Raw genomic sequence first — 24,129 nt, forward strand, 5'->3', positions numbered from 1 at the left:
AGGGTGGAACCGGTGGAGATCAACGCGGGCGAGTACTACCTGCGGCAGCTGCGGGCGGACAAGGCCCTCGACGACCGTCCGGCGCTGGTCGCGGCCTTCGCGGACCCGACGCACCGCAAGTACGTCCTGAACTACCGCTTGCGGGACCTGGACGAGGCGACCGAGTACGTCGCGCTGCGCGCCGCCCAGTGGGCGGGTGACGAGCGCTGTTCCTGGGCGGTGGCCGAGCCGACGACCGGGGATCTGCTGGGCGAGGTCGGCCTGCGGGATCTCGATCTCGACGCCGGGTACGCGGAGGCGTCGGTCTGGGTGCGGGCGGCGTCGCGGGGCAAGGGGGTCGCGAGCACCGCGCTCAACGCGGCCCTGCGCTTCGGTTTCGGCGGGCTCGGCCTGCGCGAGGTCAGTTATCGCTACGAGGAGACGAACGAGGTGTCCGCCTCGGTCGCCCGCAAATGCGGGTTCACCCTGGTCGGGCCCGAACTCGATCCGGCCCCGACCGGGGAACGCCTCATCCGCTGGCGCCGCACCGCCTGACCCCCTTACGCATTTCGTCCTCTGAATGCGGTAGTACGCGACACCAACTACCGCATCCAGAGGACTAAATGCGGGGGTCAGAAGGGGTAGGTCGGCGGCGGGTTCCGGACGGTGACCCAGCGGGTCTCGGTGAACGCCTCGATGTTCGCCGCCGCACCGCCGAAGCGGCTCCCGGTGCCCGAAGCGGCGACGCCGCCGAAGGGGCTGTTCGCCTCATCGCTGACGGTCTGGTCGTTGATGTGCACGATCCCGGTCGGGACGCGGTCCGCGAGCTCCAGTCCTTTCAGGACATCGCGCGTGACGATCCCCAGCGAAAGCCCGTACTCGCTCGCCGTCGCGAGGCGGATGGCCTCCTCCGCGTCGGAGAACCGCACGACCGGCGCGACCGGGCCGAAGATCTCCTCCGCGACCGCGGGTGCCGTCGGCGGCACGTCGGCGAGCACCGTCGCGGAGTAGAACAGCCGGTCGTACTCGGCGCCGGCGGCGACCCGCGCCCCCGCCGCCACGCTGGCCGTGACCAGGTCGTGGATCTTGTCCCGCTGTCCGGCGTCGATGATCGGCCCGAGCGCGACCTCGTCCCGCGCCGGGTCACCCACCCGCAACGCCGCCGCCTTCGCCGCCAGCCGCTCGACGAAGTCGTCGTAAAGCCGCTCGTGCACGAGGTGCCGCCCGGTGGTCATGCAGATCTGGCCCTGGTGGAAGAACGAGCCGAACGCGGCGACCCCGGCGGCCTCGTCGACGTCCGCGTCGTCGAGCACGATGAGCGCGGAGTTCCCGCCCAGCTCCAGATGTGCCCGCTTCAAATGCTTTCCGGCGAGTTCGCCGACCTTGCGCCCGGCGCCGGTCGACCCGGTGAACGAGACGACCCGGACCGCCGGATGCGTCACCAGCGTCTCGCCGACGTCCGCGCCGCCCGGCAGCATCTGCAGCACACCCGGCGGCAGACCCGCTTCCTCGAAGATCCGCGCGAGGACGACGCCGCCGGTGACGGCGGTGCGCGGATCCGGCTTCAGGATGACCGCGTTCCCCAGCGCGAGCGCCGGGGCGACCGACCGGATACCCAGGATGATCGGCATGTTGAACGGCGAGATCACCGTGACCACACCGGCCGGGACACGGCGCGCCATCGAGAGGCGCGGCTCCTCGCTCGGCAGGAGTTCGCCGTACGGGCGGCCGGGCAGGGCCGCCGCTTCGTAGCACTCCTGCTCCGCGACGTGCAGCGAAAAGCCCGCGACGCCCGGCACCGCGCCGACCTCGCGGACGTTCCACCAGCGGATCTCGTCGGCGTACTCCGACCACAGCGTGGCCGCCTTGCGCAGGATCGCGGCCCGCTGGACATGCGGTGTCGCCGCCCAAGCCCGCTGCGCCTCGGCCGCCGTTTCAGCCGCTTTCGCGGCGTCTTCGGCCGAGGCCATCCCGATGCTTCCCAGCACCGCTCCGGTCGCGGGCTCCGTGACCTTCCGGGTGCCGCCGGTGCCGGGCACCCAGGAACCACCGGCGAAGATCCGGTCCGTCCACGTCGACGAGTCGAGAAACACCACAAGGCCGCCTTCCGTCTCTGGGACGGCCGACGCTATGCCAGATTCACCGGATCAGGCAACGATCTCTGCGCGCCTGGCACACCACGCGGCGGCGGCGATCAACTCACCGGCTCGATGATCCCCGAGCGTGCTTCCGGCGCGGCGGAGCGCAACGCGTCGGCGGCCTCGTCGCTCGGCTGCGACTGGGACTCCCGTTCCGCGTCGACCCGCGCCTTGTACACCTCGACTTCGCGCTCCTCCTCGTCCTTCGACCAGCCGAGCACCTCGCCCACCAGTGTGGCGACCTGCGCGGCGCAGTCGACGCCGCGGTGCGCGTACTCGATCGAGATCCGCGTCCGGCGCGCGAGCACGTCTTCCAGGTGAAGCGCGCCCTCGTGGCTGGCCGCGTAGACGACCTCGACGCCGAGGTAGTCCGGAGCGTGCTCCAGCGGCTTCAGCAGTTCCGGCCGTCCTTCGCCGAGCGCGAGGACCTCGTGCACCATCGAGCCGTACCGGTCGAGCAGATGACGCACGCGGTACGGATGCAGCCCGTGCTCACTGGCCAGATGGTCGGCCTGGTTCACCAGCGCGTGGTAGCCGTCGGCGCCGAGCAGCGGCACCTTGTCCGTGATGGACGACTGCGGCCTGCCCGGCAGGTCGACGGCCGCGGCGTCGACGGCGTCCGCCGCCATCACCCGGTACGTCGTGTACTTGCCGCCCGCGATCGCGACCAGTCCCGGCGCGACACGCGCGACCGCGTGCTCACGCGAAAGCTTCGACGTCTCTTCGCTTTCCCCGGCGAGCAAAGGCCGTAGCCCGGCGTAGACGCCTTCGATGTCGTCGTGCGTGAGCGGCGTCGCGAGCACGGTGTTGACGTGTTCGAGGAGGTAGTCGATGTCGTGTTTGGTGGCGGCGGGATGCGCGAGGTCGAGGTTCCAGTCGGTGTCGGTGGTCCCGACGATCCAGTGGTTGCGCCACGGGATGACGAACAGCACGGACTTCTCGGTGCGCAGGATCATGCCCGATTCCGAGACGATCCGGTCGCGCGGGACGACGATGTGCACACCCTTGCTCGCCCGCACACGGAACCGGCCGCGGCCACCGGAAAGGCGCTGCAGTTCGTCGGTCCATACGCCGGTGCAGTTGACCACCGCGGAGGCGTGGATCTCCGTCTCGCGGCCGTCCTCGACGTCGCGCACGCGGACACCGGAAATACGGTCCGCCTCGCGGAGGAACCCGACCACCTGGGTGGAAGTGCGCACGACGGCGCCGTAGTGCGCGGCGGTGCGGGCGACGGTCATCGTGTGCCGCGCGTCGTCGGATTGCGCGTCGTAGTAACGGATCCCGCCGATCAACGCGGACCGCTTCAGCGCCGGGACCATCCGCAGCGCGCCCGCGCGGCTCAGGTGTTTCTGGCCGGGGACCGACCGCGCGCCGCCCATCGTGTCGTACATCAGCAGGCCGGCCGCGGTGTACGGACGCTCCCAGATCCGGTGGGTCAGCGGGTACAGGAAGCTGACCGGCTTCACCAGATGCGGGGCGATCGTCGTCAGCATCAGCTCGCGTTCCCGCAGAGCTTCCCGCACCAGCCCGAATTCCAGCTGTTCGAGGTAACGGAGCCCGCCGTGGAAGAGCTTGCTGGACCGGCTCGACGTTCCCGAGGCGAGGTCGCGCGCTTCGACGAGGGCGACCCGCAGGCCGCGTGTCGCGGCGTCGAGCGCCGTGCCCGCCCCGACCACTCCGCCGCCGATGACGACGAGGTCGAATTTGTCCTCACCCAGCCGCTGCCAAGACTCTTCCCGCTTGAGCGGTCCCAGCCTGGCGGGGCTGTTTTCGGCTTCGCGCTGAGAGCTTGCCACGTGACATTCCTCCTTGTGCCGCTGTGGCTCCAGCATCGCACGATCGGCCGCGACCGGTCCGTTATGCGGGTGACACGTGTGGCGTAACCCTCGTCGATCTTGGAAGGATTGGTTCCCGCGATGCCTGGAACGAACAAATACGCGACGGTAACGTGCCACGGACGTGGGTCGGCAAGGGCGCCGTAGCACACCGTGTTCGACCCTGCGCGGAATGTCCAAAGTGGAGGTCAAGCGGTGAGTGCAGGAGCCATATTCGTCTGGGAGCTGCTGGGAACGGCGGTCCTGATCCTGTTGGGTAACGGCGTGGTCGCCAACCACGTGTTGCGGAAGAACAACGGCCACAACGGTGGCGTCGTGATGATCACCCTCGGGTGGGCGTTCGCGGTCTTCGCCGGCGCGAGCATCGCCGCGCCGAGCGGCGCGCATCTGAACCCCGCGGTCACGCTGGGCCTCGCCATCGCGGACAAGACGAAGTGGGCGGACGTCCCGATCTACTTCGCCGGGCAGATGGTCGGCGCGATCCTCGGCGCCGTGCTCTGCTGGGCCGCCTACAAGCTGCAGTTCGACGACCACCCGCAGCGCGACGAGACGCTCGGCATCTTCTCGACCGCGCCGCAGATCCCGAACAAGGCGTGGAACCTCGTCACCGAGATCATCGGCACCTTCGTGCTGGTCGCGTGGATCCTGCTCAGCCCGGTCTACGCCAACGCCACGGGTGAGGGCGGCACGCCGAACTTCGGCAACTCCGCGCTCGGCTACGCGGGTGTAGCGTTCGTCGTGCTGGTCATCGGCCAGTCCCTCGGTGGCCCGACCGGTTACGCCATCAACCCGGCCCGAGACCTCGGCCCCCGCATCGCGTACGCGTTCCTGCTGCCCATCAAGAACAAGGCCAACCCGAACTGGGGCTACTCCTGGGTCCCGGTCGCCGGCCCGTTGGTCGGCGGTGCCCTGGCCGCCCTGCTCTTCCTCGCCGTCCACAACCTCACCTGAGACTGGAGTTTTCGATGACTTCGTACGTAGCCGCGATCGACCAGGGCACCACGTCGACCCGCTGCATGATCTTCGACCACTCCGGCCGGGTGGTCGCCGTCGACCAGCGGGAACACGAGCAGATCTTCCCGAAGGCGGGCTGGGTCGAGCACAACGCCGAAGAGATCTGGGAGAACACGCGGGCCGTCGCCGCGGGCGCGCTGGCCAAGGGCGACCTGGTCGCGGGCGACATCGTCGCGGTCGGCATCACCAACCAGCGCGAGACCACGCTGGTCTGGGACCGCACCACCGGCAAGCCGGTGTACAACGCGATCGTGTGGCAGGACACCCGCACCGACAAGATCGTCAGCGACCTGGGCGCGCTCGGCGGCGGGCAGGAGCGCTACCGCGCGAAGGTGGGCCTGCCGCTGGCGACCTACTTCTCCGGACCGAAGATCAAGTGGATCCTCGACAACGTTGACGGCGCCCGCGCGAAGGCCGAAGCCGGGGACCTGATCTTCGGCAACATGGACACCTGGGTGCTGTGGAACATGACCGGCGGGGTCGACGGCGGCGTGCACGTCACCGACCCGACCAACGCGTCGCGGACCATGCTGATGGACCTCGACACGCTGGCCTGGGACGCGGAGATCGCCGAGGAGATGACGATCCCGCTGTCGATGCTGCCGGAGATCCGGTCGTCGTCGGAGACCTACGGCAAGGTCCGGGAGAAGGGCGCGCTGGCCGGGGTCCCGATCTCGGGCATCCTGGGCGACCAGCAGGCGGCGACCTTCGGACAGGCGTGCCTGTCGCCGGGTGAAGCCAAGAACACCTACGGCACCGGCAACTTCATGCTGCTCAACACCGGCACCGAGAAGGTCATGTCGGACAACGGGCTGCTCACCACGGTCTGCTACAAGATCGGCTCGAACGACACGGTGTACGCGCTCGAAGGCTCGATCGCGGTCACCGGCTCGCTCGTGCAGTGGCTGCGGGACAACCTCGGCCTCATCGGCTCCGCGGCCGAGGTCGAGCAGCACGCCCGGACCGTCGAGGACAACGGTGGCGCGTACTTCGTGCCGGCGTTCTCGGGTCTCTTCGCGCCGTACTGGCGCTCCGACGCCCGCGGCGCGATCGTCGGCCTCACCCGGTTCGTCAACAAGGGACACATCTCGCGGGCAGTCCTGGAGGCGACGGCGTTCCAGTCGCGCGAGGTGATCGACGCGATGAACGCCGACTCCGGCGTCCCGCTGAAGTCGCTGAAGGTCGACGGCGGCATGGTCGTCAACGAGCTGCTCATGCAGTTCCAGGCCGACATCCTCGGCGTGCCGGTGATCCGGCCGGTGGTCAACGAGACCACCGCGCTCGGCGCGGCCTATGCGGCCGGTCTCGCGGTGGGCTTCTGGAAGAGCGAGGACGACATCCGCAACAACTGGGCGCAGGACAAGCAGTGGGACCCGTCGATGGACGAGGCCCGCCGCGAGTCGGAGTACCGGAACTGGAAGAAGGCGGTCACGAAGACCTTCGACTGGGTCGACGAAGACTGACCTGACGTCTGTCCGTGAAGGCCTCCTTGAGGGACCCTGCGTCCCTCAAGGAGGCCTTCACTTACTTGCGCATTCAGAGGACTAAATGCCGCCGCCGGTTTGCGGAGCGCCGGCGGGCTTGACGTTCACCTGCGGCGTCTTGCCCGGCGTACCGCACGGCTTCGTCAACGCGGCCGGAACGACCCGCGCCGAGCTCGACGACGGCGCGCTGCTGCTCGACGGCGGTTCACTGCTGGACGGGGGCTTGCTGCTCGACGGCGGCTGGCTGCTCGACGGCGGGCTGGTGGGCGTGGTCGTCGGCGGCGGGCAGACGATCTCGAACTCGACGGTCGCCGTCCCACTGGCGGCGGGCAGGTTCGGCCCGCCGTCGCACCGGAAACTCGCCTTGAACTTGCCGGTCCTCCCCGCGGCCTTCCCGTGCCCGGTGTACGTCGCGCCGGACTGGGCCGAGAGCGTGACCGGACCGGTCAGGCCCGGCGACGTCACGGCGCTGCGCGTGCCATGGCAACTGGCGGTGAAGTCCAGCGCCTGCCCCGGCGCGACCTTCGCCGGGCTGACCGACAATTTCGGCGGCGGTGCGGTGGCCGACGCCTGAGGAGCGAGGAACACTCCCGCCGTCATCGCGAGCAAACCGGCGCCCGCGACGATTCCCTTCATTCCCATGATCTTTTCTCCCTCAATGCGAGCCCTCGCACTGAGAACACCATCGGGAAAGGGAATCGGTTGCCCCGGTCTGCGGCGCCCCCACCGGAATTTTCGAAACCTGACGGCCCGAAGCCGGTTTTCCCGGCGAAGAAGGCTTCGGCAGCATTGTCGGCTTCGGCGCCGGTGGTTTACTCGACGAGGTCGGCGTCTTGTCCGGCACGATTTCGAGGTTCGCCGTGATCTTCGTGGTCTTGCAGATCGCCGTGACCGTGTAGAAGGCAGGCCGTGCCCCGGCGTCGACATGCGCGACGGCGCCCTGGATCACCGGAATCTCGTTGGTCACCGTGAATTCGCCGATGCGGTCGAGCACCTTCGACTTCACCTCGCCCAGTTCGCCGACCGGGCAGCCGACCGAGACCAGGATCTCCTCCCCCGCCACCGACTGCCGGGGCGAGAGCCCGAGAAACGGGTACGGATCCGCCTTCGGGCTCGTGGACGGGGCGTCCTGCGCGTACGCGACGGCCGGGGCGACCAGCGCGACCCCGAACGCCAGTACCAGGGCGGACCTGATCATGGAACTCACCTCGCGATCAACCGGGCGAAAACGATGATGTTGTCGAGATAGTTGCGTGACGCCTTGTCGAAGACCCCACCGCAGGTGATGAGCCGCAGTTCCGGTTCGGCGGTGTCGCCGTAGACGGCGTCGGTCGGGAACTTGTCCTTCGCCACCCGCTCGACCTTCGTGACCGCGAACTCGGCCGTCGTGCCGTCCTTGCGGGCGACCGAGACCTTGTCGCCGGGCGCCAGCTCCTTCAGCCGGAAGAAGATGCCCTTCTGCTTGTTGCCGTCCACGTGCCCGAGGATCACCGACGGCCCGACCTCCCCCGGCGTCGGACCGTTCACGTACCAGCCCGCCTGCAACGGCCGGGTCACCGGCGGTACCTCGATGGTGTTGTCCGCGTTGAGCCCGAGCGGGATCAGGCTGGACTTCGCCTCGATCTTCGGCACGTCGATCGACACCGGATCGGCCTTCGGCATCCCGCCGACCGGCTCGACCTCCGGCTCTTCGCTCGGTGCCACCGGCACCTCGGTCCGCTCCGCGCTCGCCGGAGGCGCGGCCTGGCCGGTCTCCCCCGGACCGGACAGGACGATCGCCAGCGTCGCCAAGACGGCCGACAGGACGGCCGCGAGCACCAGCGGCGCCCGTCGCCCTCGCACCCAGTTCGCTTTCATGTCCACCTCCCGGGCGCGACGAGCCGGTCCCCGGCCCCCAGACCGGGACCGGCTCGTCGTTCACCCCACGACTGGCAAACGCCGCAGGCGGCCTGGCGGTTGCCCGCCAGGGTCACGAAATGATCGCGACCGCCGGTGCGAGAGGACGGAAGTCAGGAGGCCATGCTGCCGTCGCCCGCGTGGGCGGCGCCCGCGGGTACCGCGCTCACCTGCCGGGGCGGCACGGAAAACGTTGCCGTATAAGACTTTCCGTTGCAGTTGACGGTCAGCGGGTAGCTGCCGGGAGCCGTGCCCGCCTTGAGTTCGACGTCGGCGCTGACATTCGCCGGGACACCGATGAGCGGGCCGTAGTCGTATTTCCCGATGGTCAGCACCGGCGAAGAGAACGTCGTCGACGTCGGCGCCTTCATGCCGTCTCCGCCGGGGCATTGCGCCAGCGCCACGTTGGCGTCGCCGTGCACGTACTTGTTGACGAGCCCGAGTTCGTAGGCCGTGTCGTCGTTGAGCTGCACGGTGACACCGGGATCCGGCTGGGGTTGCTGAGCGAAACCGGTCGACGGCCCCGCCAGCACCGCCGCACCGATCGCCACCACTCCGGCGAACACCCTGCGAATCACGAAAAACCCCTAGCTGTCAACGAAACACCGACACGCGCTAGACGCGGGCACCCCCGCGAAGGTTGCTCGGCCGACGAAGATCAGTCCAAGTCGTCGTGCCGCATGAGCTGGCGGCCCGCCTCGGTGATCGATCCCGAGAGCGACGGGTACACCGAAAATGTCAGTGCCAGATGTTCCACTGTGAGCTGGTTCTGGACGGCGAGCGCGATGGGAAGGATGAGTTCGCTCGCGTTCGGGGCCACGACCACCCCGCCGACGACCACGCCGGTGGCGGGGCGGCAGAACAGCTTCACGAAACCGCGTCGCAGGCCTTCCATCTTCGCGCGGGCGTTCGTCGCGAGCGGGAGCATGATGGTGCGGGCCGGCACCTCACCCGAGTCGATCGCCTGCTGGCTGATGCCGACGGTCGCGATCTCGGGGTGGGTGAACACGTTGGCGGCGACGGTCTTGAGCTTGATCGGCGCGACGCCTTCGCCGAGCGCGTGCCACATCGCGATGCGGCCCTGCATGCTGGCCACCGAGGCGAGCATGAGCACGCCGGTGCAGTCGCCCGCGGCGTAGATGCCGGGCGCGCTCGTGCGGGAAACGCGGTCGACGCCGATGAAGCCGCCGGGGCCGGGCTCGATGCCGACCTTCTCCAGGCCGATGTCGACGGTGTTGGGCACGGAACCGACGGTCATCAGCGCGTGGCTGGCTTCGATCACGCGGCCGTCGGCGAGGTGGATCTCGACGCCCTTTTCGGTGCGCTCGACCTTGTCGGCGCGGGCCTGCTTGGCGACCGTGGTGCCGCGCTGCGAGAAGACCTCTTCGAGCACGGCGGCGGCGTCGGCGTCCTCGTGCGGCAGGACGCGGTCGCGGCTGGACACGACGGTGACCTTGACACCCATTTCGGTGTAGGCCGACGCGAACTCGGCGCCGGTGACACCCGAACCGATGACGGCCAGGTGTTCGGGCAGCTCACGCAGGTCGTAGAGCTGACGCCAGTCGAGGATGCGCTCGCCGTCCGGCACCGCGCCGGGCAGCACGCGCGGGGTGGCGCCGGTCGAGATGAGGACGACGTCGGCGTCGAGGGTCTCGACGGTGCCGTCGTGGGTGGTGACGGCGACCTTGTGTGTGGCGAGGCCGGTCTCTTCGTCGTCGAACCGGCCCTGGCCGATGAGGACGCGGACGCCTTCGCGCTGGACACGGGCGCGGATGTCGGCGGACTGCGCGAGCGCGAGGCCCTTCACGCGGCCGTGGACGGTCGGCAGGTCGACGCTGGTGTCGGCCATGTCGGTGTTGATGCCGAGCTCACGGAGGTCGTGCATGTTCGCGAGCGCGCCGGAGGAGGCGATGAACGTCTTCGACGGGACACAGTCGTAGAGCACGCACGCGCCGCCGAGACCGTCCCGTTCGACGATGGTGACGTCGGCTCCGTGCTGGGCCGCGACCAGTGCCGCTTCGTAACCGGCGGGGCCTCCGCCCATGATCACGATCTTGGTCACTGGTCTCCTCCTCGCAGCGGTGTCTGTGACTGCGTTTACCGTACGCGGGCGACCGTTGGGCGGATTGAGTGGCCGGACACGGCATGTGCGTCCAGCCGGGTGAGCGGTAGGTCGCTAGGCTGTCGCCGTGCCGTTGTATGCCGCGTATGGATCCAATATGGAGCCCGCCCAGATGCTGGAGCGCGCTCCGCACTCGCCCATGGCCGGCACCGGCTGGCTGGAGGGCTGGAGGCTGACCTTCGGCGGCGAGGACCTCGGCTGGGAAGGCGCGCTGGCGACCATCGTCGAAGACCCGGGCTCCCGGGTCTTCGTGGTGTTGTACGACGTCACCTCGCTGGACGAGCCCAATCTCGACCGCTGGGAAGGCGGCGAGCTGGGCATCCACTCCAAGATCCGCCTCCGCGTGCAGACCATGGACGGCTCCGTGCTGGCGTGGCTGTACGTCCTGGACGCCTACGAGGGCGGCCTCCCGTCCGCGCGCTACCTCGGCGTGCTGGCCGACGCGGCCGAGGCCGCCGGCGCCCCCGCCGACTACGTCGACGCCCTCCGCACCCGCCCCTGCCAGGGCATCTCCGGCTGACCCACGAGTTCCGCCCCCAATCACGCGAGTTCCGCCCTCAATCACGCGAATCACGGTCTCAATCACGCGAGTCGCGCCGTACGACGCTCGAACGCTCCCCGCAACTCCGCCAGTAACCGTCGCGGATCCCGCAGGTCGGCCGCCGTCGCACGAATCGTGATCCATCCGCGCGCCGCCATCCGGGCGTCCCGCTCCGCGTCGTAGTCCTGCCTGCCCTCGTGAGCGGCGTAGCCGTCGTACTCCAGGGCGATACGCAACTCAGGCCACGCGAGGTCGAGGACGTACAGCTTCCGCCCGTCGATGGTGCCGATCTCGTATTGGGCGACCGGCACCGGCAGTCCGGCCTCCACGACGATCAATCGCAGGATGCTCTCCGACGGCGATTCGGCCTCGCCCGTCGCGAGCGCGAGCAGCATCTGTGCCCTGTGGATACCTCGCCGGTCGCGACGGTCGAGAAGGCGATCCCGGACGTTGGCGTGCAGCACCGCCCGATGGTCCGGCGTGAGGTTGTGCATGGCCTCTTCGAGCGCGGCGAACGCTGTTCGTTCGGCACCGTCGCAGAGGTGATCGGCCAGCGCGCGGTCCAACGAGAACACGGGAAGTTCGTCCAGTTCGACGATATCGGACGGGTGAAATTCCGCCCTGTGCACCACGAGCCCTGACCTCGATTCGACCCGTCTCGAGTACGGGACGGTCAGGTGGACCGCGGCGCCCTCCGCAGCCGAAATCCCATGCAGGGCAAGAGAAGTGACGCCGGACAGGACGGCGGGCGGCCCGATCGCGAGCAATGCCGCCTGCGCCAGCGTCGGCAGCTTGAGCAGATCCGCGGCGTGGACGACGACACCCCGCCACGGCTGCACCAGCACGCCGCGCGCCAAGCCTTCGAGGACGGCTCTCCGCCCCAAGATCCTGTCGGCCTCACTACGCGAGACCACCCCATGACGTCCTCCCCAGTTGATCACGTCTTCGAGAATCGAAGATCGGATCGGCCTTGGGAAGACCCGATTTCCCGAGCTGTGGATAACTCGCCCAGGCTGTGGATAACCCTGTGCGCGGATGTCCGGACCCGTTAGGGCGAACATCCGTGCACAGGGGCGGAACTCGCGTGATTGAAGACGGAACTCGCGTGATTGGGGGCGGAACTCAGGCCAGGGTGGCCAGGGCGGTGTGGACCAGCGTGCGGACTCCGCACAGGAGCGAACGCTCGTCGAGGGTGAAGGTCGGGCGGTGGATGTCGGCCATCGGGCCTTCACCGGACCACACGCCGAGGCGAGCGAAGGCGCCCTGGACGTGCTCCAGGTACCACCCGAAGTCCTCGCCACCGGACGACTGCTCGGTCCCGGCCACGGCGGTCTCGCCGAGGGCGGCCTCGACGCCGGCCCGCATCAGCGCGTGCGACTCCGGATCGGAGACGACCGGCGGCACGCCGCGGCGGTAGTCGAGGGAGAACCCGACCCCGGTCGGCGCGAGCAGCGACTCCACCGAAGCCGCGACGAGCGGCTCCAGCATCGTCCAGACCTCGTGGTCCGCCGTGCGCAGCGTGCCGCGCAGCACCCCGTCCTGCGGGACGGCGTTCGCGGCCTGCCCGGCGTGCACCGCGCCCCAGACCAGCACGGTCCCGGATCGCGGGTCGACACGCCGCGAAAGGACCGCGGGCAGCGACGTGATCACGGTGCCGAGCGCGTGCACCAGGTCCGCGGTCAGATGCGGCCGCGAGGTGTGCCCGCCCGGCGACGTGAGCCGCAGCTCGATGAGGTCGGCGGCCGAGGTCAGCGCGCCGACGCGCAGCCCGACCTTGCCGACCTCGAGCCGCGGGTCGCAGTGCAGCCCGTAGATCCGCTCGACGCCTTCCATCGCGCCCGCCGCGATCATGTCCAGCGCGCCGCCGGGCATGACCTCCTCGGCGGGCTGGAAGATCAGCCGCACCCGGCCCGGCAGCTCCGGCGCGCCCGCCAGCGCCCGGGCGGCGCCCAGGAGGATCGCCGTATGCGCGTCGTGCCCGCACATATGCGCGGCGCCGTCGGTCTTGGAGGCGTACGGGAGCCCGGTGGCCTCGGTCAGCGGCAGGGCGTCCATGTCGGCGCGCAGCGCGACGCAGCGGTCGCCGCTGCCGATGTCGCAGACCACGCCGGTGCCCGAGGGCAGCACCCATGGCTTGAGCCCCACCGAGCGGAGCAGGGACATGACCAGTTCGGTCGTGGCGAACTCGTGGCGGGAGAGCTCCGGGTGCGCGTGGATGCGACGACGCCACGCGACGACGTCGGTGGCGTTCGCGCGGAGCCAGTCGTCGAGCCAGAAGGGGCCGCGCCCGGCACCCAGATCATGCACAGGTGCCATGCTGACGCCGGCCTCGGAGATCAGCGCGGTGGGCGCCTCTATAGGGGCTACGACGCGACCCTCGGGGTCGCCTGGAATGTCCGGACGTGAATCGAGCACCGTCACGCCGCACCTCCTCCCGCAACACAGTCACCTTCGTCTACCACCGTACGAGTGGTCGCTGAAGGCACGCTGGGTGCCGTTCGATCTGTGATACGCATTTGCGATAGATCGTGCACCATGCAGATGACAAGCCGCTCGTCGAGTGATCGAACCCTAGACGGCCGGTAGTGGATCTGCGATGAACGGCTGCGAGAGTTCGGCCCGGGCTAAGCGGAGAGTCCTTCTACTTACGGGTAGCGGTTCAGGACTTCTTCTTCTTGGAACGGGAGCGCCGCCCGAGGATCACCAAGCCGAGCAGGATGGCCGCGGCGATACCCGCGATGACCTTGTTCTTGGTCTCCTGGCTGTTGGCCTTGTCGGTCTCGGCGGGGTCGAGCACCGGCCCCGGAGGCGCCTGCTCCAGCGCTTCGTGCACCGCCGCTGCCTGCATGATCACCGGCGCGGGCGCCTGGATCTCAACGGCCTGCGCGACGGGAGCGCAGACGACCAGCCCGGCGGCGACCAGCCCGGCCAGCTGCCCGAGACGAGACCTTTTCGGCATGACTCCCTTTCGTCGGCGTAGCGCGAGTCCGATTCTGCACTCTGCCGGGTTCCCGCGTCAGCCGCCACGCGGAGGACCGGAGAACGCCTCCAGAATCCGTTGGGCGGCCAGCGTCGGGGTCAGCTCACCGTCCCGGACCGCCCGTTCGACGTCCGGAACGACCGCTCGCACGTCCGGATGCGCGGCGAGCCGCCCGAGCAGCTGTTCGCGGACCATCGCCCAGGTCCACTCCACCTGCTGCCGCCGTCGCCGCCCGTCCAGTTCACCCGAAGCGGTCAGCACGTCACGGTGACGCCCGATTTCGGCCCAGATCTCGTCGAGCCCGACGTCGGTGAGCGCGCTGCAGGTCAGCACCGGGGGCGTCCACTCGGCGTCCCGGCCGTAGATCATCCGCAACGCGCCCGCCAGTTCGCGAGCCGCGCGTTTCGCGTCGCGTTCGTGGTCGCCGTCGGCCTTGTTGACCGCGATGACGTCCGCGAGTTCGAGGACGCCCTTCTTGATCCCCTGCAGCTGGTCGCCGGTGCGGGCCAGGGTCAGGAACAGGAAGCAGTCGACCATGTTCGCCACGGTCACCTCGGACTGCCCGACGCCGACGGTCTCGACCAGCACGATGTCGTACCCGGCCGCCTCCATCAGCACGATCGTCTCGCGGGTCGCCCGCGCGACGCCGCCGAGCGTGCCCGAAGTCGGCGAAGGGCGGATGAACGCCTTCGGGTCCACCGCGAGCCGCGCCATCCGGGTCTTGTCGCCCAGGATCGAGCCACCGGTCCGCGTCGACGACGGGTCGACGGCCAGCACGGCGACCTTGTGCCCGGCCTCGGTCAGATCCGTGCCGAGCTGATCGATGAAGGTCGACTTGCCGACACCGGGAACCCCGGTGATGCCGACGCGCCGCGCGCCACCCGCGTGCGGGAGCAGCTCCACCAGCAGCTCCTGCGCCTGCGCCCGGTGATCGTCCCGATTGGACTCGACGAGCGTGATCGCCCGCGACAGCAGGCCGCGGTCACCCGCGAGGACACCTTTGGCCAGCGCCCCGACGTCGATCTTGCGCGGCAAGGTTCAGGACTCCTGGGCGGTCAGCTGTCCGATGAGGTCGATCGCGGCTTCGGCGATCACCGTGCCGGGGCCGAAGATCGCCGCCGCGCCCGCCGCGCGCAGCTCCTCGTAGTCCTGCGGCGGGATGACGCCGCCGACCACGACGATGATGTCCTCGCGGCCCTGCTCGGCGAGTTCGGCGCGCAGCGCGGGCACCAGCGAGAGGTGCCCGGCGGCCAGCGACGAAACGCCGATCACGTGCACGTCCGCCTCGATCGCCTGCCGCGCGACCTCGCCGGGCGTGGAGAACAGCGGGCCGACGTCGACGTCGAAACCGATGTCGGCGAAGCCGGTCGCGATCACCTTCTGGCCGCGGTCGTGGCCGTCCTGGCCCATCTTCGCGACCAGGATCCGGGGACGGCGGCCTTCCTCCTCGGCGAACTTCTCGACCAGCTCGCGCGCCTGCTCGACGTTCTCGGTCTTGCCGACCTCCTCGCGGTACACACCGGAGATGGTACGAATCTGGCCGGAGTGGCGCCCCCAGATCTTCTCCAGCGAGTCGGAGATCTCGCCGACGGTGGCTTTCGCCCTCGCGGCGTCGATGGCCAGCGCGAGCAGGTTCCCGTCGGACTCGGCGCCCGCGGTGAGCCGCCGCAGCGCGTCCTGGGTGGCGTCCTCGTCGCGCTCTTCACGCAGCCGCCGCAGCTTCTCCAGCTGCTGCGCGCGCACGCCCGCGTTGTCGACCTTGAGCACGTCGATCTGCTCGTCGTCGGTCACTTGGTACTTGTTGACGCCGATCACCGGCTGGCGGCCGGAGTCGATCCGCGCCTGCGTCCGCGCCGCGGCCTCTTCGATGCGCAGCTTGGGGATGCCGGCGTCGATCGCCTTCGCCATCCCGCCCGCCTGCTCGACCTCGGTGATGTGGCCCCACGCCTTGCGCGCGAGGTCGTACGTCAGCTTCTCGACGAACGCGCTGCCGCCCCACGGGTCGATGACGCGCGTGGTGCCGGATTCCTGCTGCAGCAACAACTGCGTGTTCCGCGCGATGCGGGCGGAGAAGTCGGTCGGCAGCGCCAGCGCCTCGTCGAGGGCGTTGGTGTGCAACGACTGCGTGTGGCCCTGGGTCGCCGCCATCGCCTCGACACAGGTGCGGACGACGTTGTTGTAGACGTCCTGCGCGGTCAGCGACCAGCCGGAGGTCTGCGAATGCGTCCTCAACGACAGGGACTTCGACGACTTGGGCTCGAAGCCCTTCACCAGCTTCGCCCACAGAAGACGCGCCGCGCGGAGTTTCGCGACCTCCATGAAGAAGTTCATCCCGATCGCCCAGAAGAAGGACAGGCGCGGTGCGAACTTGTCGACGTCCAGCCCGGCCTCGACGCCGGCGCGGATGTACTCGACACCGTCCGCGAGCGTGTACGCCAGCTCCAGATCGGCGGTCGCCCCGGCTTCCTGCATGTGGTAGCCGGAGATGGAGATCGAGTTGTACTTCGGCATGTTCCGCGAGGTGAACGAGAAGATGTCCGAGATGATCCGCATCGACGGCTGCGGCGGGTAGATGTAGGTGTTGCGGACCATGAACTCCTTGAGGATGTCGTTCTGGATGGTCCCGGCCAGTTTGTCCGGCGTGACCCCCTGTTCCTCGGCCGCGACGACGTAGAGCGCGAGCACCGGCAGGACGGCGCCGTTCATGGTCATCGAAACGCTCATCTTGTCGAGCGGGATGCCGTCGAAGAGCTGGCGCATGTCGTAGATCGAGTCGATCGCGACGCCCGCCATGCCGACGTCACCGGCGACACGCGGGTGATCGGAGTCGTAACCGCGGTGCGTCGCGAGGTCGAAGGCGACCGAGAGGCCCTTCTGCCCGGCGGCGAGGTTGCGGCGGTAGAAGGCGTTCGACTCCTCGGCGGTGGAGAAACCCGCGTACTGGCGGATGGTCCACGGCTGGTTGACGTACATCGTCGGGTACGGGCCGCGCAGGTACGGCGCGACACCGGGATACGTGCCGAGGAAGTCCACTCCGGACAGATCGTCGGCGGTGTACACCGGCTTGACGCCGATACCCTCCGGCGTCTCCCACGCGAGCGCGTCGGGGCCCTTGCCAGTGGCGGCGTGCAAGGCTTCGGTCCACTGAGGACGGTCGCCCGGCTCGGGGCTGCCGAGCTCGATTCCGGCGAAGTTCGGGATGGTCATCACTGCACTCCGAGCTCGTTCAACGTGCCGGTCAGGATTTCCAGGGCGTCGCAGCCCGTGAAGAGGTAGCCCGTGACGTCCGGGTGGTCACCGGGTTTACCGGCGAGCAGCACCGACGTGGCGCCCGCTTCCTTCAACGCCTTCGCGACGCTGTCCGCTTCTTCGGCGTAGGAAGTGTTGCTGCCGCAGAGGCAGGCGATCTTCGTTCCACTGGCCCGGAATTCCGCGACGACGTCCTCGGGCGCACCGGGGTTCACCGCCTCGATCCCGCCCGCCTGGAACAGGTTCGCCGCGAAACTCGCCCGCGCGGTGTGCGCCGCGACCGGGCCGAGGGTGGCGAGGAAGACGCGAGGACGGCTGGGATGCGCGTCCGCCCGGTCTCGCAGCGCCTCGAACGCTTCGGCGTACCGGTAGCGCGGCAGGCCGCCACCCGGCAGGTCGCCGAGCGGGTCGCGGACGACCGCTTTCTCCGTCAGATTGGGGAATTCGCTGACGCCGGTGATCGGATCGCGTCGGGTCCCGATCCGCTTCGACCGCTTCTCCCAGGTCTCGGCGAGCCGTGCGGCGAGCGCGCCGGAGGCCAGTTCGGCCTCGATCCCGCCCGCCGCCTCGATGGCGGTGAACTCGCGCCACGCGGCCTTGGCCAGGTCCTCGGTGAGGTTCTCGACGTACCAGGAGCCGCCGGCCGGGTCGATGACACCGGCCAGTTTGGACTCCTCCAGCAGGACGGCGTGCGTGTTGCGCGCGATCCGCGCCGAGAACGCGTCCGGCTGGCCGATCGCGGCGTCGAACGGGAGCACGGTGATCGCGTCCGCGCCGCCGACCCCGGCACCGAAACAGGCGAGCGTGGTCCGCAGCATGTTCACCCACGGGTCGCGCTGGGTCAGCATCGCGGGCGAGGTGACCGCGTGCTGCCGCATGCCGGACGCCTTGCCGCCGGAAACCTCGGTGACCCGCGCCCACAGCCGCCGCGCGGCACGGAACTTGGCGATCGTGAGGAACTGGTCGGCGGTGGCGGCGAGCCGGAATTCGATCTGCGCGGCCGCGGTGTCGACGTCCAGCCCCGTTTCGGTGAGCGCCCGCAGGTACGCGACACCCGCGGCGATGGTCGCGCCGAGTTCCTGCGCGTCCGAGCCGCCCGCCTCGTGGAACGGCAGGCCGTCGGCGACGATCGTCCGCACCTTCGGGTGACTGACGGCGACCCGCGCCGCCAGTTCCGCGGCGGGGGCGAGCGGATGCGCCGAACCGGTGCGCGCGGCCGACCCGATCGGGTCGGCGCCGAGCGTCGCGGTGACCGCGCTCGCCGGGATCTCGCGTTCCGCGAAAAGAGCGAACAACTCGTTCGCGGCGGCTTCGTACTCGTCGCCCGCGTCGAGGACGACGGGTGCGAGGTCGATGTAGACCTCGTTCAGCGCGTCGCCCAGATCGGCGACGGGGACGCCGGTCGCGCCGGCGCGCAGCCAGATGGAGCTGACGCCGCCTTCGAGGTCGGCGAGGATCGCGGCGTTCGTGGCCTTGGCGTCACGGCGCGTGTACCGGGCGCGGACGTCCCAGCCGGTCGTCACCGCGCCCTCGGGCCGGGCGCTTCTCACGAACGGCGGAAGGCCGGGAAAACCAGTCCCGTCGACGGTGTCTTCGGCCGTGTAGAGCGGCTGGATCTCCAGGCCGTCGTACGTCCGCGTGACCAGCTTGCTTTCGGGCAGGCCGTCGAAGGACTCGTCGATGGCGCCGCTCTTGCGCAGCACGCCCGCGACCAGCTCGCGCCACTGGTCCCGGCTCGCTTCGGGGAACTCCGCCGCGAGCTCCAATTCTTCCGGCGCGTCGGGCTCGCCAGGGGTCGGCACTGACTCCGTCTCGGCCACTTCCGTCATAGCCATCGATGCTAACGGCCCTCAAGTGGCACCACCTGTGACGCTAGTCGCGCCTAGGGGGTGATTAGGGGGCGATGCCGGGCGGTCGTGAACGGCGGTTTCGCGTGACTGGCCGGACGGCACGTGTGATCAGACGGACGACACGCGTGATGGAATGGACGACACGCTCGGAGCCGGGCTTCCGCCTCGAGTCGTCCGTCTGATCACGTGTGTCGTCCGGCCAGTCACGTGTGTCGTCCGTCTGATCACACGAAACGACCCGGCAGCGCACCGCTGTCCGGGCGGCCCGTTCACTCCGACAGGGCACGGCGCATAGGGCCGCCACACGGGCATACGACACAATTGGGCCGTGCCGTCCGACACCACCGAGTCCAGCGAGAGTCCCGGCGACGAGAAGCGAGTAGTCGCCGGGCGATATCGGTTGCGCTCGGTCATCGGATCAGGGTCGATGGGCACGGTCTGGTCGGCTTACGACGAGTTCCTGCACCGCCCCGTCGCGGTCAAGGAGGTCCGCCTCCCGCCCGGCGTTCCGGCGTCGCAGGCCGACGAACTGCGCGAACGGACCCTGCGCGAAGCCCGCGCGATCGCCGTCCTGAGCCACCCGAACGTGATCATCCTGCACGACGTCGCCCGCGAGAACGACGAACCGTTCGTCGTGATGGAGCTGCTGCCGTCGCGCAGCCTCGCGCACATCCTGCGCGACCACGGGCCGCTGACGGTCGAGCAGGCCGCGGCGGTCGGCATCGCGGTGGCGTCCGCGCTCGAAGCCGCGCACGCCGCCGGGATCACCCACCGTGACGTCAAACCGGGCAACGTCCTCGTCGCGGGTGACGGCCGGATCAAGCTCACGGACTTCGGCATCGCGCGCAACGTCTCCGAAGCCACCATGACCCGCACCGGGATGATGCTGGGCTCGCCCGCCTACATCGCGCCCGAGGTCGCTTCCGGCGGCGCCGTCGTCCCCGCCGCCGATCTGTGGGGTCTCGGCGCGACACTGTTCGCCGCCATCGAGGGCTCGCCGCCGTACGACGCCGACGGCGACCCGCTCGAAACGGTCGGCAAGGTCGTCAACGGGAAGGTGCCGAAGCCCGGCCCCGGCCCGCTGGCCGACGTGATCGGCGCGCTCATGAAGAAGGAGCCGTCGAAACGGATCACCCTGCGCGAGGTCCGGCGCCGGCTGTACCCGTTGCAGGCCAAGACGCTCATCGACCTCTTCCCCGCCGAGCTGTTCCACACGCCCGACGGCAAGAAGACCACCGCGCATCTGGACGCCACCGACACCCAGGTGATCAAGCCGGTCGCGCCGGAGAAACCGGGCGAGGGCACGAGTTCCGAACTCGCCGCCGACCCCGGTCCGCTGCCGTTCCTCAACCAGCCCGCGCCGGCGCCTCCCGTCGAACTCGCGCCGATGCCGACCGTCACGCCACCGCCGCCTCGGCGGCCCGGCCGCTCGACGGTGGGCACGGTGGTGCTGGCGCTCGCGTCGGTCGTCCTGTTCCTGCTGGCAGCGGGCGGCGGGTTCGTGCTGGCCAGGGCCGTCGGCGGACAGGATCTGCGACCGCCGGAGAAGCTGCAGCAAGGCGACACGATCATCACCCAGCCGCCGCCGAAACTGATCACGCAACAGGGTGACGCGAGCACCGTGAACGGCCTCAAGGGCGGCCGGTTCAGCCTCGGTGTCCCGGAGGGCTGGCAGAAGTTCGTCGCGCCGCATATCACCAGGGGTGTGCCGAGCACGGTGGTCCAGTACGTCTCGCCCGACGGCCGCCAGGCCATCCGGGTCGAGCGGCTGAGCGGTTTCCTGGCCGAGAGCCCGCCGCCCGCCTACTTCAGCTGGCTGAGGAGCCAGCATCCGGAGATCGCCCCCATCGGCGGGCCGACCACCGTTCCCGGCCGGGGCGACGACAGCCAGCGGTACACCTACCGGACGACGGAGCGCGCCGCCGGGAACCGGGACGCCGTGAACGAGAGCATCACGCGGACGACGTACATGGACCTGTTCAGCGGCGGCACGGATCTGTGGATCCTGTCGGTGACCTCGACGATCGAGCAGGAGAACTCAGCGAAGACCGGGATCTTCGAGCCGGTCGCCTTGTCGTTCATCGTCGACGGTTAGCCCGGCGAAGTACGCCTTCGACGCGCGCTGCTGCGCCAGCCTCCGCAGCACCGAGAGCAGCCTGTCGCCCAGAACCGTCTCCACGACGGCGATCTCGATGATCTGATCCAGCGACTCGATCCCCGAGATCCCTTCGAGGTCCAGGTCGGCGGTCCGGTCGGCGATCTCGGCGTAGGCGTCGAGTTTCTCGAGATACCAGCCGTGCCCGACCTCGCGGATCGTGCACAGGACGCCGACCAGGGCCTGGATGACCAGGTCGTCTTCGTCCTTGCAGGGCCAGCCGCGGCGGTCGGCGAGGGCGCGGACCGTGGCGAGCGCCCATTCGCGGGCTTCGTCGTCGACGACCCGCTTCGACGTCGTGATGCCCTGCTGCGCGATACCGAGAACGTGGTGGGGGCTGGCCTCCCCGGCGTCGACCGCGGCGAGTACTTCGCCGACCGTCGCGAGCGAAAGGCCGCCGACGTCCATCAGCGCCCTGATCAGCTTGATCCGCTGCACGTGCCCGTCGTCGTACTTCGCCTGGTTGGGGCTGGTCCGCTCGCCCGGCGGGAGCAGTCCTTCCCGCAGGTAGTACTTGATCGTGGCGACCGGGATCCCGGCTTTTTCGCTCAGTTCGGCCATCCGCACGCGTGCGTTCTCCCATCTCGGGGACGGTTCCAGGGTCATCCCTGAAGACTTCTCAGGATGGATAGTTTAACTTCCCATAACGGAGAGCTTGACTATCCATTTCTGGGAGGGACCCATGACCATCTTGACCGATCTCCGCGAGAGAACCCGCACCTGGCACCGGGGTTCGTATCGCTTCGCCCAGGCCTTCGCCGTGATCACCGTGCTGTGCGTCTTGGCCATGCTGATCGACCAGCGGACGCTGAACGGCGCCCCGCTCTGGGCGAAACCGTTCAAATTCGCCGTCTCCGCCACGCTGTACTTCTTCACCTGGAGCTGGCTCGTCTCCCTGCTGCCCAAGTTCCGGCGGACCGCGAGCTGGCTGGCGAACACGCTCGTCGTGATCTTCGGCGCCGAGTACGCGCTCGTGATCTTCCAGGCCGCCCGCGTCCGCGCGAGCCACTTCAACAACGCGACACCGCTCGACAACACGATCTTCCAGGTCATGGGCGGGATGATCGCCGTGCTCTGGATGGTCAACCTCGTCCTGACGATCGCCGTCATGTTCACCCGGATCCCCGACCGCGCGACGGCGTGGGCGGCCCGGATCGGCGCGATCCTCGGCATGATCGGGATCTCGCTGGCGACGCTGATGAGCAGCCCCACCCCGGACCAGCAGGCCCTGCTCGACGCGACCGGCCAGTCCGCGATGATCGGCGCGCATACCGTCGGCCTCCCCGACGGCGGCCCCGGCCTGCCGATCCTCGGCTGGAGCACGGTCGGCGGCGACCTGCGGATCCCGCATTTCCTCGGCCTGCACGGCCTCCAGGCGCTTCCTCTGCTCGCGCTCGCCCTCGGCGTCCTGGCCGCGCGCTACCCGCGGCTCCGCGACGACGTCCTCCGGCTGCGGCTCGTGGTGATCGCCGGCGTCGGCTACGCGGGCCTGCTCGCGTTGCTCACCTGGCAGGCGCTGCGCGGCCAGTCGATCGTCGCCCCCGACAGCCAGACCCTCACCGCCTTCGCCCTCCTGATCGCGGGCGTCGCCTTTAGCGGGCTGATCGCGATCGGGCGGCCGGCGAAGGACAGGGAGCTGGAGGCCTCGCTGCGATGAGCGTCGAGACCCTCTTCACCTGGACCTTCCCGCTGGCGACGCCGTTCTGGCTGCTGATGATCTTCCTGCCGGGCTGGTCGTGGACCCGCCGGATCATGGCGTCACCCTGGACGCCGCTGCTGCCGCTGATCCCGTACTTCGTCCTCGCGATCGCGCATTTCGGCGAGCTCTGGACGGCGGTCAGCAGGCCGGACCTCGGCGTGCTCGGCGCGTTCACCGGATCGCCGTACGGGGCGGCCACGATCTGGGCGCATCTGATCGCCTTCGACCTGTTCATCGCGCGCTGGATGTACCTCGAATCCCGCGAGCACCGGATCCACCCGCTGGTGACCGGGCCGATCCTGGCGCTCACGATCTTCCTGTCCCCGTTCGGGCTGGTGGCGTTCCTGCTCGTGCGAACCGTCCGGATACGCTCGTCGCATGAGTGAGAACGAGGTCGCGGCGGCCGCCGCCATCGCCGAACGCACCGGCGTCGAGAAGCACGACATCGCCGTCGTGCTCGGTTCGGGCTGGCGCCCGGCGGCGGACGTCATCGGGGAGCCCGAGGCGGAGATCCCGCTGGGCGAACTGCCCGGATTCGCCGCGCCGGGCGCGGTCGGGCACGGGGGAACCGTCCGGTCGGTCCGCGTCGGCGAGAAGCGCGCGCTGATCCTGCTGGGCCGCACGCATTTCTACGAGGGCAAGGGCATCGACCCGGTCGTGCACAACGTGCGCACCGCCGCGGCGGCCGGTGCCGGGACGGTGCTGCTGACCAACGCCGCGGGCGGCCTGCGCGAGGGCTTCCGCGTCGGGCAGCCGGTGCTGATCTCCGACCACCTGAACCTCACCGCGCGCTCGCCGATCGTCGGCGCGAACTTCGTCGACCTGACGGATCTCTACTCGAAGCGGCTGCGCGACATCGCGCGCGAAATCGACCCTTCGCTGGAGGAGGGCGTGTACGCGGGGCTCACCGGGCCGCATTTCGAGACGCCCGCGGAAATCCGCATGCTGCGGACGCTCGGCGCCGACCTCGTCGGCATGTCGACGGTGCTGGAGGCCATCGCCGCCCGCGCCGCCGGGGTCGAGGTGTTCGGGCTTTCGCTGGTGACCAACCTGGCGGCCGGGATGACCGGGGAACCGCTGAACCACGAAGAGGTCCTCGAGGCGGGCCGTCAGTCCGCCACCCGCATGGGCACCCTGCTCAAGGAACTCGTCTCCCGCGCCTGAGAAGTGTCATGAAAGGGTCGTTC

The 24,129-nt window shown here is 69.5% G+C and carries 22 protein-coding genes; 9 read left to right on the top strand and 13 right to left on the bottom strand.

The annotated features are described in order from the left end of the window. The first annotated feature begins 3 nt into the window (after window positions 1-3). On the top strand, window positions 4-534 hold the full coding sequence (locus tag AJAP_RS34465) for a GNAT family N-acetyltransferase (protein ID WP_125732402.1): 531 nt from the start codon (window positions 4-6) through the stop codon (window positions 532-534). Between the two features lie 77 nt (window positions 535-611). Here AJAP_RS34465 and AJAP_RS34470 read toward each other — a convergent pair whose 3' ends face one another. Beyond that, window positions 612-2,075, bottom strand: coding sequence for an aldehyde dehydrogenase family protein (locus AJAP_RS34470; RefSeq protein ID WP_038519319.1), 1,464 nt, complete (start codon window positions 2,073-2,075; stop codon window positions 612-614). Window positions 2,076-2,173: 98 nt separating this feature from the next. After that, window positions 2,174-3,913, bottom strand: coding sequence for a glycerol-3-phosphate dehydrogenase/oxidase (locus AJAP_RS34475; protein WP_051972679.1), 1,740 nt, complete (start codon window positions 3,911-3,913; stop codon window positions 2,174-2,176). Window positions 3,914-4,147: 234 nt separating this feature from the next. On the opposite strand from AJAP_RS34475, the gene AJAP_RS34480 reads away from it, so the two are divergent. The 3 genes from AJAP_RS34480 (at window position 4,148) to AJAP_RS44955 (ending at window position 7,024) form a co-directional block, all read left to right on the top strand. Further along, window positions 4,148-4,903, top strand: coding sequence for an MIP/aquaporin family protein (locus AJAP_RS34480; protein ID WP_174492067.1), 756 nt, complete (start codon window positions 4,148-4,150; stop codon window positions 4,901-4,903). A 14-nt stretch (window positions 4,904-4,917) separates the two neighbouring features. Further along, on the top strand, window positions 4,918-6,429 hold the full coding sequence (glpK, locus tag AJAP_RS34485; protein WP_038519322.1) for a glycerol kinase GlpK: 1,512 nt from the start codon (window positions 4,918-4,920) through the stop codon (window positions 6,427-6,429). A 118-nt stretch (window positions 6,430-6,547) separates the two neighbouring features. Next, window positions 6,548-7,024: a hypothetical protein gene (locus AJAP_RS44955; RefSeq protein ID WP_228694718.1), complete on the top strand. Its 477-nt coding sequence runs from the start codon at window positions 6,548-6,550 to the stop codon at window positions 7,022-7,024. An 81-nt stretch (window positions 7,025-7,105) separates the two neighbouring features. Here the strand turns inward: AJAP_RS44955 and AJAP_RS34495 are convergent, their stop codons facing one another. The 4 genes from AJAP_RS34495 to AJAP_RS34510 all read right to left on the bottom strand — a co-directional run bounded on the left by AJAP_RS34495 (window position 7,106) and on the right by AJAP_RS34510 (window position 10,408). Next, window positions 7,106-7,648: a hypothetical protein gene (locus AJAP_RS34495; RefSeq protein WP_038519325.1), complete on the bottom strand. Its 543-nt coding sequence runs from the start codon at window positions 7,646-7,648 to the stop codon at window positions 7,106-7,108. 5 nt (window positions 7,649-7,653) lie between these two features. After that, a complete protein-coding gene (locus tag AJAP_RS34500; protein WP_038519328.1) occupies window positions 7,654-8,307 on the bottom strand; it encodes a class F sortase in 654 nt (217 codons plus the stop codon). 152 nt (window positions 8,308-8,459) lie between these two features. Beyond that, the gene (locus AJAP_RS34505) at window positions 8,460-8,900 is read right to left on the bottom strand and encodes a hypothetical protein (protein WP_083650040.1); all 441 of its coding nucleotides are present in this window, start codon (window positions 8,898-8,900) and stop codon (window positions 8,460-8,462) included. A 104-nt stretch (window positions 8,901-9,004) separates the two neighbouring features. Further along, window positions 9,005-10,408: an NAD(P)H-quinone dehydrogenase gene (locus AJAP_RS34510; protein WP_038519331.1), complete on the bottom strand. Its 1,404-nt coding sequence runs from the start codon at window positions 10,406-10,408 to the stop codon at window positions 9,005-9,007. Between the two features lie 127 nt (window positions 10,409-10,535). Here AJAP_RS34510 and AJAP_RS34515 point away from each other — a divergent pair, with 127 nt between their 5' ends. After that, entirely contained in the window at window positions 10,536-10,988 is a 453-nt protein-coding gene (locus AJAP_RS34515) for a gamma-glutamylcyclotransferase (RefSeq protein ID WP_179948472.1), read from the top strand. Window positions 10,989-11,050: 62 nt separating this feature from the next. Here the strand turns inward: AJAP_RS34515 and AJAP_RS34520 are convergent, their stop codons facing one another. The 6 genes from AJAP_RS34520 to AJAP_RS34545 all read right to left on the bottom strand — a co-directional run bounded on the left by AJAP_RS34520 (window position 11,051) and on the right by AJAP_RS34545 (window position 19,067). Next, window positions 11,051-11,893 carry a DUF559 domain-containing protein gene (locus AJAP_RS34520; protein WP_051972873.1) on the bottom strand — a complete coding sequence of 281 codons (843 nt, stop codon included), beginning with the start codon at window positions 11,891-11,893 and terminating at the stop codon, window positions 11,051-11,053. A 238-nt stretch (window positions 11,894-12,131) separates the two neighbouring features. Further along, entirely contained in the window at window positions 12,132-13,430 is a 1,299-nt protein-coding gene (locus tag AJAP_RS34525) for an amidohydrolase (protein WP_083650025.1), read from the bottom strand. Between the two features lie 238 nt (window positions 13,431-13,668). After that, on the bottom strand, window positions 13,669-13,968 hold the full coding sequence (locus tag AJAP_RS34530; RefSeq protein WP_038519335.1) for a hypothetical protein: 300 nt from the start codon (window positions 13,966-13,968) through the stop codon (window positions 13,669-13,671). Window positions 13,969-14,025: 57 nt separating this feature from the next. Then, window positions 14,026-15,024, bottom strand: a complete 999-nt coding sequence (meaB, locus tag AJAP_RS34535) for a methylmalonyl Co-A mutase-associated GTPase MeaB (RefSeq protein WP_038519337.1) — start codon at window positions 15,022-15,024, stop codon at window positions 14,026-14,028. Between the two features lie 3 nt (window positions 15,025-15,027). Continuing rightward, window positions 15,028-17,196 (bottom strand): methylmalonyl-CoA mutase, encoded by a 2,169-nt coding sequence (scpA, locus tag AJAP_RS34540; protein ID WP_038519340.1) that lies wholly within the window; start codon window positions 17,194-17,196, stop codon window positions 15,028-15,030. Next, a complete protein-coding gene (locus AJAP_RS34545) occupies window positions 17,196-19,067 on the bottom strand; it encodes a methylmalonyl-CoA mutase family protein (RefSeq protein ID WP_051972680.1) in 1,872 nt (623 codons plus the stop codon). Before AJAP_RS34545 ends, scpA begins: the two co-directional genes overlap by 1 nt. A gap of 349 nt (window positions 19,068-19,416) precedes the next feature. Between AJAP_RS34545 and AJAP_RS34550 the strand changes: the two genes are divergently transcribed. Continuing rightward, entirely contained in the window at window positions 19,417-21,183 is a 1,767-nt protein-coding gene (locus AJAP_RS34550; RefSeq protein ID WP_038519342.1) for a serine/threonine-protein kinase, read from the top strand. Here the strand turns inward: AJAP_RS34550 and AJAP_RS34555 are convergent. After that, window positions 21,127-21,849, bottom strand: a complete 723-nt coding sequence (locus tag AJAP_RS34555) for a MerR family transcriptional regulator (RefSeq protein ID WP_063777820.1) — start codon at window positions 21,847-21,849, stop codon at window positions 21,127-21,129. The genes AJAP_RS34550 and AJAP_RS34555 overlap by 57 nt on opposite strands. A gap of 76 nt (window positions 21,850-21,925) precedes the next feature. Here AJAP_RS34555 and AJAP_RS34560 point away from each other — a divergent pair, with 76 nt between their 5' ends. From AJAP_RS34560 to AJAP_RS34570, 3 genes are read left to right on the top strand one after another with little or no spacing between them, the layout of a single operon-like run. Next, window positions 21,926-22,900: a hypothetical protein gene (locus AJAP_RS34560; RefSeq protein ID WP_038519344.1), complete on the top strand. Its 975-nt coding sequence runs from the start codon at window positions 21,926-21,928 to the stop codon at window positions 22,898-22,900. Continuing rightward, window positions 22,897-23,328, top strand: coding sequence for an ABA4-like family protein (locus tag AJAP_RS34565; RefSeq protein WP_038519346.1), 432 nt, complete (start codon window positions 22,897-22,899; stop codon window positions 23,326-23,328). Before AJAP_RS34560 ends, AJAP_RS34565 begins: the two co-directional genes overlap by 4 nt. Continuing rightward, window positions 23,321-24,106 carry a purine-nucleoside phosphorylase gene (locus AJAP_RS34570; RefSeq protein ID WP_016331305.1) on the top strand — a complete coding sequence of 262 codons (786 nt, stop codon included), beginning with the start codon at window positions 23,321-23,323 and terminating at the stop codon, window positions 24,104-24,106. The genes AJAP_RS34565 and AJAP_RS34570 overlap by 8 nt, the downstream gene beginning before the upstream one ends. The last annotated feature ends 23 nt before the right edge of the window (window positions 24,107-24,129 follow it).

The organism is Amycolatopsis japonica, assembly GCF_000732925.1.
GTDB lineage: Bacteria > Actinomycetota > Actinomycetes > Mycobacteriales > Pseudonocardiaceae > Amycolatopsis > Amycolatopsis japonica.